Source organism: Klebsiella ornithinolytica NBRC 105727 = ATCC 31898 (assembly GCF_001598295.1).
Taxonomy (GTDB): Bacteria; Pseudomonadota; Gammaproteobacteria; order Enterobacterales; family Enterobacteriaceae; genus Klebsiella; species Klebsiella ornithinolytica.
This window is the reverse complement of sequence record NZ_BCYR01000004.1, coordinates 69169-84101: the sequence shown is the minus strand read 5'-3', so window position 1 is coordinate 84101 and position 14933 is coordinate 69169. Positions and strand designations below refer to the sequence as shown.

General features: G+C 54.2%; 13 protein-coding genes. 2 read left to right on the top strand and 11 right to left on the bottom strand.

Annotated features, from left to right (window positions below):
* Window positions 1-45: 45 nt before the first annotated feature.
* From ROR01S_RS10235 to soxR, 4 genes are all read right to left on the bottom strand, one after another.
* Window positions 46-1692: a Na+/H+ antiporter gene (locus ROR01S_RS10235; RefSeq protein ID WP_004856523.1), complete on the bottom strand. Its 1647-nt coding sequence runs from the start codon at window positions 1690-1692 to the stop codon at window positions 46-48.
* A gap of 273 nt (window positions 1693-1965) precedes the next feature.
* Window positions 1966-3315 carry an NCS2 family permease gene (locus tag ROR01S_RS10230; RefSeq protein WP_004856522.1) on the bottom strand — a complete coding sequence of 450 codons (1350 nt, stop codon included), beginning with the start codon at window positions 3313-3315 and terminating at the stop codon, window positions 1966-1968.
* Between the two features lie 392 nt (window positions 3316-3707).
* A complete protein-coding gene (locus tag ROR01S_RS10225) occupies window positions 3708-4373 on the bottom strand; it encodes a glutathione S-transferase family protein (protein WP_064359436.1) in 666 nt (221 codons plus the stop codon).
* Window positions 4374-4630: 257 nt separating this feature from the next.
* Window positions 4631-5092, bottom strand: a complete 462-nt coding sequence (soxR, locus tag ROR01S_RS10220; RefSeq protein WP_004856518.1) for a redox-sensitive transcriptional activator SoxR — start codon at window positions 5090-5092, stop codon at window positions 4631-4633.
* Between the two features lie 85 nt (window positions 5093-5177).
* On the opposite strand from soxR, the gene soxS reads away from it, so the two are divergent.
* Entirely contained in the window at window positions 5178-5507 is a 330-nt protein-coding gene (soxS, locus tag ROR01S_RS10215) for a superoxide response transcriptional regulator SoxS (RefSeq protein ID WP_004856516.1), read from the top strand.
* 4 nt (window positions 5508-5511) lie between these two features.
* Here soxS and pdeC read toward each other — a convergent pair whose 3' ends face one another.
* Window positions 5512-7095 (bottom strand): cyclic di-3',5'-guanosine monophosphate phosphodiesterase PdeC, encoded by a 1584-nt coding sequence (gene pdeC / locus ROR01S_RS10210; RefSeq protein WP_044023572.1) that lies wholly within the window; start codon window positions 7093-7095, stop codon window positions 5512-5514.
* A gap of 533 nt (window positions 7096-7628) precedes the next feature.
* On the opposite strand from pdeC, the gene ROR01S_RS10205 reads away from it, so the two are divergent.
* Complete coding sequence (locus tag ROR01S_RS10205; protein WP_004856511.1) at window positions 7629-7910, top strand: YjcB family protein; 282 nt, start codon at window positions 7629-7631, stop codon at window positions 7908-7910.
* Window positions 7911-7957: 47 nt separating this feature from the next.
* Here ROR01S_RS10205 and ROR01S_RS10200 read toward each other — a convergent pair whose 3' ends face one another.
* The 6 genes from ROR01S_RS10200 to ROR01S_RS10175 form a co-directional block, all read right to left on the bottom strand.
* Complete coding sequence (locus ROR01S_RS10200; protein WP_004856509.1) at window positions 7958-8656, bottom strand: fimbrial biogenesis chaperone; 699 nt, start codon at window positions 8654-8656, stop codon at window positions 7958-7960.
* Window positions 8625-10268, bottom strand: coding sequence for a fimbrial adhesin EcpD (gene ecpD / locus ROR01S_RS10195; protein WP_004856507.1), 1644 nt, complete (start codon window positions 10266-10268; stop codon window positions 8625-8627). The genes ROR01S_RS10200 and ecpD overlap by 32 nt, the downstream gene beginning before the upstream one ends.
* On the bottom strand, window positions 10258-12789 hold the full coding sequence (locus ROR01S_RS10190) for a fimbrial biogenesis outer membrane usher protein (protein WP_004856505.1): 2532 nt from the start codon (window positions 12787-12789) through the stop codon (window positions 10258-10260). The genes ecpD and ROR01S_RS10190 overlap by 11 nt, the downstream gene beginning before the upstream one ends.
* Window positions 12790-12813: 24 nt before the next feature.
* Window positions 12814-13482 (bottom strand): EcpB family pilus assembly chaperone, encoded by a 669-nt coding sequence (locus tag ROR01S_RS10185; RefSeq protein ID WP_004856504.1) that lies wholly within the window; start codon window positions 13480-13482, stop codon window positions 12814-12816.
* A gap of 59 nt (window positions 13483-13541) precedes the next feature.
* Window positions 13542-14126, bottom strand: coding sequence for a common pilus major fimbrillin subunit EcpA (gene ecpA, locus ROR01S_RS10180; RefSeq protein ID WP_004856503.1), 585 nt, complete (start codon window positions 14124-14126; stop codon window positions 13542-13544).
* A 175-nt stretch (window positions 14127-14301) separates the two neighbouring features.
* Window positions 14302-14877, bottom strand: coding sequence for a LuxR C-terminal-related transcriptional regulator (locus tag ROR01S_RS10175; protein ID WP_004856502.1), 576 nt, complete (start codon window positions 14875-14877; stop codon window positions 14302-14304).
* Window positions 14878-14933: the final 56 nt, after the last annotated feature.

The window sequence follows — 14933 nt, the reverse complement described above, 5'->3', positions numbered from 1 at the left end:
TTCATCGCCCGGCCAGCGTAGCGCCGCCGGGGAAGCGGTACGCTGCTACTGATCTTCGATTAGCAGCGCTTCCAGCAGGTCAAGGTCGTGGAGCAGCTTCTGCAGCGTTTCATTGCTGATCTGCCGGGTCGCACGAAGATGATACAGCTCTCCGCGTTCTGAACGCAGCGCCGCCAGGCGGAACCGACGCTCAAGCTGCTCTTCGAGGATGGAGGTTTCGACATCGTTGCGTCCGTCGACGCGGCGGCGCAGATTACCAATCACCCGCGAACTGACCTCGGTCAGCAGCTGGTTATCAATATTCTCTTTGGTGTCAGCCGCCAGACGCTCCTCCATTTTCTGAATCGCGACAATCGCCACATCTGCCGTCGCCGCGCGCGCCAGCCGCTCTTCTTTACGCTGCTGAACATGGTCGCTCGACTCAATGTGGCGGAGCAAAATCGGTAGCGCAATCACCCCGACAAACAGCGAGAACAGAATCACCCCGGCGGCCAAAAAGATCAGCTCATAGCGGGCCGGGAAGACGTTACCGTCAGGCAGCAGCAGCGGAATCGACAGCACACCGGCGAGGGTTATCGCCCCGCGTACCCCGGCAACGGAGGAGATCAGCAGTTCACGAGTGGTCCACGAGCCAAATTCCATCGGTTTCCTCTTCAGGAAACGCTGGCTTAATTTGCGCATCGTCCACAGCCAGCCAAAACGCACCAGCATCAGCGCGGCGTAGATCAGGATAATGTCGGTAAACAGCATCCAGGTTTCAACATTAGGATCCGCTTCCGCCGCCACCAGCGACGTTGACAGAATGTCCGGCAGCTGCAGACCCAACAGCAGGAAGACCATGCCGTTAAAGACAAATTCCAGCATCGCCCAGGTACTGTTCGCACGCAGACGCATGGCCAGCGGCGCGGTGCGCATCACGCCGGAACGGGTGATGGTCATCCCCGCCGCCACCGCCGCCAGGATCCCGGATACACCGATATGTTCCGCGATCAGGTAGGAGGCAAACGGCAGCAGGAACAGCAGAACAATCTGCGTCGCCGGCTCGTCGCCGCCCCAGCGGCTGAGGAAGCGCATCGAACGACCATACAGCCAGCTCACGACAAACCCGGCGAGGATACCGCCGATGGCGACCTTGAGGAACTCGACCGTGGCACCGCCGACGGTAAAGACCATCGTGCCCATCGCCACGGCGACGGCAAACTTCAGCGAGACCAGGCCGGAGGCATCGTTCATCAACGCCTCGCCCTGCAAAATTCCCATAATTTTTTTCGGAATGCGCCCTTCGCCCACGATACCTGACAGCGCCACGGCATCGGTCGGTGACAGCACCGCCGCCAGGGCAAAGGCGGGAATCAGCGGAATACCCGGCACGATCCAGTAAATGAGGAAGCCAATACCTACCACCGTCACCAGCACCAGCGCCAGCGCCAGCCCGAGGATTTCTCGTCCGTGCTCAATAAATTCACGGGTCGGCGTCTTCCAGCCGTCGGCAAAAAGCAGCGGCGGGATAAACAGGACCAGGAACAGCTCGGGGTCGAATTCAACATGCAAACCAAACGTCGGCCACGCCAACAGCGCGCCAATGGCGATTTGCATCAGTGGTAGTGGAACCTGAAAGGGCAGTACACGTGTAACCACCCCGGAGAGAGAGACCACGAGGGTCATAATGAGTATGGTGAAGAATATTTCCATGTGTTCCCTGTTTGCTGGGTTTTCTTATTTTATACCCTCAATAATTCGAGTTGCAGGCAGGCGGCGACGCAGGGAATCCCCAGGAGCTTACTGAAGTAAGTGGCTGGGGTGAGCGAGGACAGCCAACGCTCATGCAACTTGAAGTATGACGGGTATACACCGGAGGCGTCATGTCTCTGGATAATACGCTACTCAGATTAACGCAAAAGGAAACAGGATGTGGCTTAAAAATAAAACGGGCGGCCTGAGCCGCCCGCTATTCGCAAGAAAAGCTTAAATAGCCCACCCACCGGCGTAGAAGATCACCAGCGCGGCCGCGATGATAACGGTTCCCAGATTCAGCTTGCGCCACTCGCCGGACACCAGACGGCCAATGACCAGGGCGGCAAAGCCGATCATGATGCCGGTTACGATGTTACAGGTCAGCACAATAAAGACCGCGGTGATAAGCCCGGCCATCGCATCGACGAAATCATTAAAATCGATTTTCGCCACGTTGCTCAGCATCAGCAGACCGACATACATCAGCGCTGGCGCCGTGGCATACGCAGGTACCAGATAAGAGAGCGGGGAGAGGAACAGAATCAGCAGGAACAGCACGCCAACGGTCACCGCGGTGAGGCCGGTTTTGCCGCCCGCCGCAGTACCTGCCGCGGATTCGATATACACCGCCGCCGGCGCCGCCCCGACCACGCCGGAGAAGACGCTGCTCAGGGAGTCGGTGGTCAAGGCTTTACCGCCGTTGATAATCTGCCCGTCTTTATCCAGCAGGTTTGCCTGCCCCGCCACGGCGCGAATAGTGCCGGTGGCATCAAATACCGCCGTCATCACCAGCGCCAGAACGCTTGGCAGAACTACCGGGTTCAGCGCGCCGATGATATCGAGGCTGCCAATCAGCGAGTTGCCTTTGTCGTCGCTCAGCGACGGCATCGCGAAAATACCGGAGAAATGAACGCTCGGGTCAAAAATCAGCCCGACGATCGAAATGCCGATAATGGTCAGCAGAATACCGCCCGGCACTTTCATTTTTTCGAGACCAATAATCACCGCCAGCCCCACCAGCGACATAATCACCGGGAAGCTGTTGAAGTGACCCAGCGCCACCGGCAAACCGTCCAGCGGGTTTTTAATCACCAGGCCCACGCCGTTGGCGGCGATCAGCAGCAGAAACAGGCCGATACCTATCCCGGTGCCGTGCGCAACGCCCTGCGGTAAATTGCGCAGGATCCAGCTACGAATACCGGTGGCGGAGATAATGGTAAACAGCACGCCCATCAGGAACACGGCGCCCAGCGCAACCGGAATACTGATGTGCTGCCCCAGCACCAGGCTGAAGGCGGTGAACGCGGTCAGCGAAATAGCACAGCCGATGGCCAGCGGCAGGTTTGCCCACAGCCCCATCACCAGAGAGCCTACGCCGGCGACCAGACAAGTGGAGACGAACACGGCTGCCGGAGGAAACCCGGCTTTACCCAACATGCCCGGGACAACAATGACCGAGTACACCATCGCCAGGAAGGTGGTTAAACCGGCAACAATCTCCTGACGAACGGAGCTGCCACGAGCTGAAATTTTAAACCAGGCGTCTAATGAACCGCCGGTACGCGCTGAAGGCGTAGACATAGAAAACTTCCCCTGAAAATTTTAATCGTTCGTCCGTATGCGTGGTGGACCATCCACTGCCAGCTAAACGCGATCTCCTTGTGCGACCTCGCAGCGCCAGGGGGGCTGCAAAAAAGCAAACGTTTAACTCCGCGCATACAATAACGGTGGTCAGAATGTATTTGCTCCCCCCCAGAACAGGGATAAATAGCGAGCAAAATACAAAGGCAAACGATTATCCAGCCTTTAGACGGGCCTTTTCAACTGAAGTTTGTGTTAATTCGCTAAATTTTGCTTATGGCGTTCATGAAATAACCAGCCGATGCGCAAACGTTGTCGTCTATGCGCAATCCGGTAACATTTTTGTATTGCGCTGATAGCAATTCACCGCGGTCATCACAAAAATCACTACCTCATTCCGGCAGGGTGAACGGGCCGCCGCGTTCAATCGCTTTCTGCCAGGCCGGACGCTGCTCTATACGCTGCACCCACTGTCCGATCCGCGGCAGATCCTTGATGCCGCCGCGCGCCAGCAGCGCCATGACCGGAAAGCTCATCTGGATATCGGCCATGCTGAGCTGCGCGCCGGCAAACCACGGCTGACGGGAGAGATGATCCTCAATATAGCGAGCGTGCGTGGCGATTTGCCGGTCCAGCCAGGCCTTCTGTACCCCTTTGCCCAGGGCATTGCCCAGTGTGCGCATCCCGAGCGGAATGGGCGGTTTACCGAGGCTGGCAAACACCAGCTTCATCAACATCAGCGGCATCAGTGAACCCTCGGCATAGTGCAGCCAGAAACGGTATTGCAGCTTATCCGCCATCGCCTGCGGTCTGAACCGTTGGTCGCTATCGTAGGTTTCCTGCAGGTACTCCAGGATGGCGCCCGATTCCGCCAGCACGTAGCCGTTATCTTCCACCACCGGGGATTTTCCGAGCGGGTGGATCTGCTTTAACGCCGGCGGCGCCAGCATATTTTTTTCCCGCTGGTAGCTGACAATGCGATAAGGCAACTGGAGTTCTTCAAGCGCCCACAGCACGCGCTGGGATCGCGATTGATTGAGATGATGTACCGTCAGCATGGAGGTCCTCCCGTAATTCGTTCAAATTAACTATAGGAACTGACGGCGATTGGCGGAAAAATTTCGCCGAAATAAACGGGTGAAAAAGCCGGGCTGTGCCACAATTAAGTTGTCGGCGCAATCCGGAACCTCCATCAACATCTTGCGCAATACCGAGGTGAGCCGACGTCGGGGGAAACCCTCCTGCGAACGACCAGGATAGTATTAAAGACAAAGACCGGAAAACAACTAAAGCGCCCTGTTGTGGCGCTTTAGTTTTATACGTCATCCTCCAGCAGCCGCGCGCCGGTCCCCTCTTCACCCAGCTTATCTCCCGGGTTGCGCAGCGGGCAGTCGCGTCGCGACAGACAGCCGCAGCCGATACAGCCATCCAGCTGGTCGCGCAGCGCGGTCAGGGTATGAATACGCCGATCAAGCTCCTCCCGCCACTGCGATGAGAGCTGTTTCCACTCCTTCGCGCTGAGGTTATGCCCTTCCGGCAACACGCCGAAGGCATCACCAATGGTCGACAGCGGAATGCCGATTCGTTGGGCAATCTTGATGATTGCCACCGCGCGCAGCACATCGCGGCGATAGCGCCGCTGATTACCGGCATTACGCTGGCTGTGAATTAACCCTTTGCTTTCATAGAAATGCAGGGCGGAGACGGCAACGCCGGTACGCTTTGCCACCTCGCCGGGGGTCAACAGCATTTTAATACGGGGGGATTTCTTTTCCATAAAAGCGCTTTACCTCAAGTTAACTTGAGGAATTATACTCGCCCGCAGACAAAACGACGAATCGAGAATTGAGAGAGGCCGCTTTATGTCCCATCAGGATATTATCCAAACACTTATTGAATGGATTGATGAACATATCGATCAACCACTTAACATTGATGTAGTCGCCAGAAAATCCGGGTATTCAAAATGGTACCTCCAGCGGATGTTCCGCGCCGTGATGCATCAAACGCTGGGCGATTACATCCGCCAGCGCCGGCTGTTGCTGGCCGCAGAGGCGCTTCGGACAACCCAGCGACCGATCTTTGATATTGCGATGGATCTGGGCTACGTGTCGCAGCAGACGTTCTCACGGGTATTTCGCCGGGAGTTCGATCGTACCCCCAGCGATTATCGTCATCAAATTTCCGCCTGAGCGTTCACATGCAAGGGCTGAGCAGCCCGGGAGCGTTGGCCAGCCACTGCCTGAACTCCTGTGGCGGCATCGCTTTCGCAAAGTGCCAGCCCTGACAATACCGGACCCCGCGTTTTCGCAGCCAGTTAACCTGGTCCGCCGTTTCGACGCCTTCGGCAACGGTCTTTAAATGCAGGCTGCGGGCCATTTCAATAATATGCTCGGCGATCGTGTAGCTGGTGCTATTGGTAGTGAGCGTATCGATAAACGATTTATCGATCTTCAGGATATCCACGTTAAGCGAGTGGAGATTATACAGATTGGAATAGCCGGTGCCGAAGTCATCAATGGCAATTTCATACCCGGCTTCGCGGAATGCCTGGATGACCGGCATCGTTTTCTGCACGTCAATAAATCCGCGCTCGGTGACTTCAATTTTAATTTGATCGATATTCACCGCATAGCTCCGCGCCTTTTCACCGATTTGGGCAATGAGCCGCGAAGAGTGGAAATCGGTGGCCGACAGGTTAATCGCAATATACAGATGCGGATGCCCGGCCAAAAACTCCCCGAGTTCGGAAAATAACTCATCCACCACGTAATCGGTAACCTGCGCAATCATCCCTTCATTTTCCGCCAAAGGGATAAACTCCGCCGGCGTCATCACCGGCCCGTCAAATCCCGGCCAGCGCAGCAGCGCTTCGGCTCCGACGCAGCGGTTGTTTTCGATATCGATTATCGGCTGATAATGCAGGCACAGCTGACGCCGATTGAGCGCGCGTTGCAGCATATTTCGCGGCGAATGGTATTGCTGCCGGGTGCGCCACCACACCAGTAAGATCAAAATGCTGCAAATCCCCCCCAGCGGCAGGGTGAGCGTCACCTGATCATAAAAGCTCTGGTAATAACTGGCGTATGAGGTAGACATAATCACGGCGATCGGGCGGATGGCGGAATGAGCCACGGTGTACACCCGGTTACCGTGCCGAAAAAAGGCATCTTCCTGACGAATCAGACCATGCAGTACCGCGGGGTCGGCATTTTTACTGGTGGAAAAAAACTGATTCGTTTTTGTATCGTACAAACCGTAGGATAAATCTTTATCACTCGATATTAACGAACTGTAGGAGAGCGGATTAATAACCGCAATGTAGTGCCCTCGCTGCATATAGTTCATCGCAAAACCGGGATAGAAAGGCGTATCGCGATAGTAGTAGATAGCGATATCCGGCTTTTTTGTATAATTCGCCGGCGGAATACGCCATGCGGTATCGGGGCGGACAGCAGTCGAGCAAAACAAACGCGTACCGTCGGCATAAATTAAATCATCGACATAAAGCAGGCTGCGAACAACCGACAACATATATTGCTGATGTGCGAAAGAGCATATTGTCCCCTTAAACTGCAAGGCTTTTTCACGCGCGCGATCGGCTTCATAAACAACCATTTCCGTTTTCTGTAGCGCCAGTTGTGAAAATGCATGAAGCCGGTCGGAGGTTTCGGCTTTGGCTCTGATTTGCGCAAACCACAGCGCCAGCACGACGGGGAGCAGAACCACCAGCGTCACTCCCAATATTCTCAACACGTTGTGCAATGTGCGACGATTCATTTCCGTTTTTTATCCATACGATATGCCTTATCACGGTAAAAGATCACACTCGTTGTTATACAACAGAGACTATTTTCAGCAACCAGTCGTTTGATGTAAAAACCCCACCCTCAATAATGATGAATAATACTAATTTCGCAGAGAATCGAGAAACACTCTCGGCATTATAAAAACAGTGTCGTTCGCTGATTCGGTTTATCCGTCCGATCGGCAAGAATATGTAATAAAAGCCGTAGATAACGAGCACAAAAAAAGAAACCGGACGCCGCGAAAATCAGGTTGCCTGTTTGAGGTCGCGGTAAAATGCCCCCACCCTCATTATCCACAATAAAAGCACGGCTTTAAAAACCACCAAAAACGCGCATTTTGGGCTGGTGAATAAAACAGCAAATGTGATATAGTTCACACAACTTGATGAAACAAGAACAATGTTTCATTATTCTCCTGATTGCCCGTAGATAGCCAGAGCGCCACGTCATCGTCAGTCTCGCCAGGTTGTCAAAGGCAGCCGATTTTCTTTGAGGATGAGGTTGATGGCTTCCATAACTACCAGTGTCATACTTTTGCGCTGGCCGCTGGTGAGCGCGGTTCTGATGTTTTTGGCCAGCTCGATGAACATTCAGCTACGCAAAAGTGACTATGCCGGTTTAGCCGTTATTTGTAGCTGCATCGGCCTGGTGGCGGCCTGCTGGTTCGCCACCGGCTTGTTGGGGATCACGCTGCTGGATATCGCGAAAATCTGGGGCAATATCAAAGACGTCATGATCGAAGTCATGAGTCAGACGCCCCCCCAATGGCCGATGGTCATGACCTGATAATAAAAAAGCTTCCTGCGGGAGGCTTTTTTATTTATCGGCAAAGCCTACTCGCAATCCTTTGATATTTTAATAAATTTATCATTATAGATAATGTATTTATTCCCAGGCTGGCGCAGCGCCGCCTGGCGAACCACATCTCCTGGCCGTAAGTACCAGGCCTCACCCTCTTCTTCCGTTGCATCGCATCCCGGCTTGATCAGCAGTTTAAACCAGGTATTGCCGCTGTTGCTGACGCTTCCCGCCTGCCGATCGAAGGCCCATTTGAACTGCACCTGCCGCGGGCGTACCACCATAATAGTTTCCATCACCACCACCGGATCAATACCAACCGATCCACCGGCCGCAGTACGGCCAATGCGGTTTCGGGTGGGAATTTCGCGAAACGAAACCCGGTAATAACGTTCACGATTATCCTGCGGGCCATGATAATAAAATTTAAAATATTCCCCTTGCCCGGCCTGCAAAGTGAGCTGACGCGGGGCAAAGAGCAGTTCGCCATCTGCCGGACGAGAGCGAACCTCATTACCTCCCGGCCGGTCTATCCCGACGACGGAAATCTGATAGAGCCGCGCGCTCGGGTTGTTATTCAGTACCCGTTTGGCGACAAAGCTCTCCTCTGCGCCCAGCGAAAAGGTTAAATTACCGACGGAAATCGCCAGGCCCGCCGTTGGTAGGCCCAGGAGCAGCAACCACGCGACGGTCTGGAGCAGGTTAATTAATATTGCGCCATGTCGCCTGAACATGAATCTCTCCTGAAGCACTCACTTCACCAAACCAGCCATCGTCATCTACCGTTCTCAACGAAATACTGTCGTTCATCGGGATGGAAAATTTCACCGTCGTCTTGTTCATCACGCCAATATCGCCGGAAGCATCTGTCCACGGCGTCGTCAGCCACAGCGCATCCGTCATATCGCGCCAGCTGTCATCACAGCCGGCATCATAATTTTTGGTCGTTCCGGTCTGGGTGGTAAACGTCAGCAGCCCGGGGAAAGGCACCTTTGTCACCCCGTCCGCAGAACTGAACAGGCAATATGAACGCCCGGCGATCGACTGCGACGGGCCGGTCACTTTGATCAGGACTTCATCGGCGGCGGTTTTTCCGCTGGTGGTGACGATATAACCAAAATCCAGTGACGGCTGCCCCGCCCCGACATACCCTTCGCGCGACGGCGAACTGCTGTACTCATCGGAAATAATGCTGATGCTGAAATCACGCGGTTTGATAATCAGCGAGTTGGAGGTAGAAAACTCATACCAGCCGGACTCCGGCGAAGTGGTGTTCTGGAAGCGGAAATTAAACAGATCCTTGGTATTAATATCACTGATACCCAGCGCCACCATCTGCTTAAAGAAGTTGCTGGAAAAGAAGATGTAGACCGAATCCGAGGATTTCATCTCGTTAAACGTATAGTAGTAGGCATTGCTGCTGACCGGTTTCCAGCTGTTACCATCGAGGCTGAACTGCATATCATAGATATTCACCGCCGAGGTCAGCGACGTGTTGTTAATCGCCGGGAAAATATGAATCGAAGTGTTGCTCAGCCCATTATGCTGTAACGCATAGTTGACCATCTTGCAGCTCAGACCGCTACGGGTACCAATCGTCTGCGCGCGACAGTTCGAGCTGCCCTCGCCCAGCGTCGGGATCCCATCGCTATTGATAAAGACTTCGGTCAGAGAATGGGTGTTAATCAGCTTTAAGTTTGCCGCTTTAGTATGGGTCACTTTACGCACGTACCAGGCGCCGGAGGCCTGATCTTTGCAGCGCGCTCCGCTGCTTGCATCGTAGGAGACGGAAGTCTGGCAGGCGTTGATCGTCATCGACATGCTGCCGCCTACCGGCATCTGCTGCAGATACTGGTAGAAAGCGTCCGACATCATGCCGTGCATCCATTTTTGTCCACCGGAGGTCACCGTCACACCGTAAAAGCCGTTCGCATCGGTGACCTGAGGCAAAATCAGACTGGTCGCCATATCGCAACCGGCGTACCAGTTGATGCAGCGCAGCCCGCTCAGGGGATTCGACACCGGCGAGTTTTCCAGCCACATGTCAAACTTCCAGTTGGCATTCAGCCCGGTGTTATAGCCGTTATCGATATAGCCCAGACTCTGCTGGTAGATAGTGCCGCTACCGGTATATTTCAGCCCGGTCCAACGACTGGCGCCGGTCATGCGCGGATCCAGCACGCCGCCCGGCGTGGCGAAAAAGTTATCATCGGAGTTGTTTTCCACAAAAACAAACTGCACCGCTGCCGCGTCTGCCCAGGTTGTTTTCGTTACCGCCGCCTCTGCCCGCACCGCGCACAGCGCGACGATAAACAGGCTTACCAACGGGAACCACTTAGCTTTCATGACCTTCTCCTGCCTGCTGCGCGCTGGCGTAAGTTTTCAGACCCGTGCAGACGACATCGCCGACCCACACCGCCCCGCGCGCCTGACTTATCTCAAGCCCGACTTCACAGCTTTGGTTATTGCCGTAGGTGAAATCGATGGTGGGGTATTTTTTATCCACGTCCATAACGAATCCTCCGGTGTTATCGGTACGGGTCCGGCCAATATGGTTATTGATGTGTGCATTGGCCAGCAGCGTTCCATCTTCGGCGCGGATGCGCCCGGAAACGGTCACCATCTGTTTCACTTCCGGCTCGATCACCGCCACGTTGCCCGGGTAGAGCGTCAGACTGCTCTTGCGGTTGCTGACAATGTCGTAGCTGTCGATTGAGTTCTTACTGTTTTGCAGCTCGACTTCGTAACGGCTGTACGGCGAAAGCGGCAGATAATTGCGTTTGCCGGTCAGCTGGATGACCCGTCCGTTGACCCTGGCGCTCAGCTTGCCGTCATCATCGAGATCGGTGTTAAAAATCACGCCGGCGTTGCCATCGGTGCGTCCGCTGGCGGCAATATTTCGCCCCTGCCAGCCGACGCTACCGCTGGCGGTCAGGTTGGTATTCACATAGCCGTCAGCGCCGCTGTTAATATTGAGGGTGCCATTGGCATAGCGGGTATCGAACTGGGCATAGCCGCCGCCGCTCAGCGTTTTGTCATCGCCGGTATCACCGGAGATCGCCCGCGAAATATTGGCCCCAAGGGTACGTACCACGCCCTCATCAAACTGTTTACGGGCGGAAAGGTTTGCCATCGTATAGCCGTTCTGGTGGGTCATACCGGCGCTGAACCAGTTCCCCAGGGGGAGTGAGAAGTCGAGCGCGATATATTTCCCGGTACTGCTACTGCTACCGCCGCCGCCATTATTGAAGCGCTGAATACCGGCACGCAGGCCCAGCGAACCGAAGGCCCCGCTAAAGAGAGTCTGATAATAATCCGCCGTGTAGTAATGGCTGTTGTAGCGACGGTCATCGTTGTAGCTAATGCTAAAGGTCCCCAGCTTTGACCACAGCGGGTTCAGGTTAAGGGTTCCGCCAATCGCCCGGTTGTCGGCATCGCTGCGCCGCAACCTGTCGCCAATAATGGTTTTTTCCTGGTTAACCCAGACGGTGCTAAAACCGCCGGGCAACGCGGCGCTGATGCTGCCAATGCTGCTCCAGGAGCTATCGCTGGCCAGCATATTTTGCAGGTTAACGTTGACAGACTCCGTCAGTGGTACGGTCAGACGCGTCTCGGCGACGGCATTGCTATCATAACCGTAGCCGGTTGCCGCCCAGCTGAGCGTGCCCACGGAGCCGGATGTCGACGCCCCTGCCAGCCAGCTCTCTTTTGCCGGTTTGCTCTTCTTGCCGCTCTCTGACCAGCGATCCATATGGAAGCTGCCGCCCCACACCTGCCAGGCCAGCGGTGCGCCCGCTCCGCGCCCGCGACTGAAGAGTTTATTCACCCGCTGAGTACGCTTGCTGACCACCCGGCCATTGACGATCACCTCAACGTCCACATCATAAATGCCGTATGGCAGGCCCCGGGTGTCCACTTCGTGGTTACCCATCACGAAGTTCTGTACGCTCAGCAGACGCCCGTCGCGCGACAAATGCACTTCACCCGCGGCAGGCAAGAAAGCCACGATCGGCGTGACCGATTGTGAATTATCAAACACCGTTGAGCTGGCCTGGTTTCCCCAGGATGCGCCGTAGATTTTCCCGGCAGAAATGGCGGTCATCGGTCCAAGCGACTGTAAATTCCACGTATCCAGCATCCCGCCGGCAAAGCGATGCCCGGCGAAATCACGCTCATACATGGCCTTATAAATTTCGCTATCCTGATTGCTGGTTCCGGTGCCGTAGAGCGACCCGTCCAACACAATATGGTGCTCGCGCAGGGAGCTGACGCTGTTTAACGACAGATAGCTGGACGTACTGTTGCCCGCGTTACGCATCTGGTTGTTATAGACGCCGAGGTTATAGTTCAGACTGCTGCTGATGCTGTTAACGCTGGACTGGCCGATATCTTCACTGCGCGAGCGCAGGACGGTTCCCAGCGCTTCTCGTTTCACGACCAGTTGCAGCAGCAGTTGCCGCAGGCTGAGCTGCAGCTGCGCATCGCGGGTGAGCGCGATGTGTAAATCGCTGTTGAAGGGTTCATTCGCCAGTTCAGTCAGCGTTTTTCGGGTTTGTTCGCTCACGCTGGCGTTGTCACCGCGCTCTTCCAGCTGAATATGACGGACGCGAAGCGTGCCGGCATCCAGCCAGATAAACGCACTGCCAAGCCGCTGGTCGTCCTGCGTCCCCGCACTGCCTTCCAGGTGAAGAAACAGTGGAATACTCATTCCATCCTGTAGCGCCTGGCTGAATGCCTGGGGAATCACCACGCCGCCAATTTGCTGCACCTGCTGCGGAGCAGCATTCACACTAAGCGGAAGAGTAAAAATGGCCATACCACAGGCAATGAGCGTTTTCAGCTCAGGTGAAATCCGTCGTAAAGGCATAACCTGATTCCGTCAGCACAATTGTTATTTTACGGGAACAAACTGCTCGCCTTGCCAGAGTGCGACCCGCCCTTTTTTATCGGCAACATTCACGCGGGTGAAACGGCGCTCTTTGCCGGGCATGAGGTAATAGTTTTCTTTGCATTCTTTGCCATCTGCGGGCTTCAGGCAGGGGCCGTAAGCCAGGATACGTAGCGTGGCATTGCCGGTATTCACCAGCGTTCCGTTGGCATACTGATAGCGGTAATCCGCCTTGCGTGGGGCAACGACCAGGATGGTGCCGATACGGGCCGATGCGGTAGCAACCGCACTGCGCCTGGCACTATCGCGCTGCGCATCGCTCAACGCCTGATCGAACCAGACGATGCGGTAGTAGCGCTCTTTACTATCCGCCGGGCCTTTGTAGAAAAAGCGAATGACATCACGACTCTTCGCGGGCAGTAGCAGGCTGGCGGGTGTCAGCAGCACTTCATCCTGAGTGTCCATCGGAATCACGCTGCCGCCTTCAAGCGGTGAGGAAAGACGTTCAACATGGATATTGATTAAACGTCCACTCTCGGTGGTATTTTTAATCTCTTTACTGAGCACGCTGGCGTCGCTGTTCATAAATGAAGAAATATCGCCAACATCCAGTGCCAGGGCCGGCATGATGGCGCAAAAATACAGGCTGATAGCCAGAATGCGGTTTTTCATATGAATTCGGTCCGTGGAAGAAAGCAGGGGGAATCCCCCCTGCTCGTGCTACAGAGAAATCAGCTGGTCCAGGTCGCGTCGAACTGGACGCTGACGTCACCGCTCCAGATCCCTTCCGGCAGCGTGCTGTAATCGTTGACTGCATTCGTACCATCGGCGGTGCCGCTGATGATTGAGAAGTTGAAACCATCCTGTGCGGTAGCGCGGCCAGCCTGGTTGTAACCGTTAGACAGCGCGCTAAGGTTGCCGCCCAGAACGCCATTCGCCGTATCGATCATGACGGTATCAGCCGCTTTTTCGACGGCAACGCCGTTATAATCCACACCGACATTCAGCGTCGAACCGGAGGTATCCAGCTGAGTCAGGGTGTTGGTAATCAGACGGGAGGTCAGTTTAAATGCTGTCGCAGTCGCATCCCCTTCAATCGCAACATCGAACAGACCTTTCTGGGTGTTAAAGCCTTTAATTCCTTCTGCATACTGGAAAGCCAGGCTACCCAGAGGTGTCACAACCAGTTTGCTGGTGGTGTCTTTTTTTGCCGTTGCCGACCAGGTTGCGACGGCCTGAGCCGTAACGTCTGCTGCCTGAACAGCGCCCACACAGAAAGTCGTCACAAGAGCTGCTGCTAACATTTTCAATTTCATATTCATCACCTGAGAAAAATAAAAGGCTTTATATCGCCCGTGCTGTTCCATAGTTATTTATGGAGCCATTACCCTTAAGAACAGGATGTTCTTAAATGCAAAAATTGAATACAATCGATAAAACTTAATAGATTTCCGTGAAAATAAAACGCAATAACACTGCAGTAATACAACATTAAATAAGAATCATGTCGGTCCCTGATGCCGGCAAGATAAAACGCATTAAGGCAAGCATGGTAATGTTGTTGTTATTCAACAAGCCGACCTTATTGCTGGTATTACTTTTATGTAAACTCACTGTCTTGATACTCAGACCAAGTGTTTTAGAAATGTCATTAATTAAGTTACCAATAATCAGCAATGACATAATCTTCTCTTCACGAACCGTGAGGTTTCTTTTTCTGACTTTAAACTTCTTCAGCTTAAGGATGCTTTCAACCGTTTTAACGCTCGCATCAGCAGACAGAAAGCAGATATTGTTGATGTCAGAAACATCAGTGACAAATTTGGCATCTGGAGCCACAATCACTTTCGCCGGACTGTTCATCAAATAATACTGATACGAGCAAAGCATTTTATCTATCTGTGCAAAATGGATAATGACGTAATCATCGGCGCTCAGTGCCTGGCACTGCTGGTGCGCATACTCATTGTCAATGTTATCGACCCAGGTGATGTTGCACTCATCGTCAGCCATGCTGACCAGACCCTGCATATAGAAATAATTATCTGTTACGATCAATACAGCCATGATAACAGAACCTCCATTCCATTGAGCCTGTTGACCCCATCCGTCGGCAGACGCCA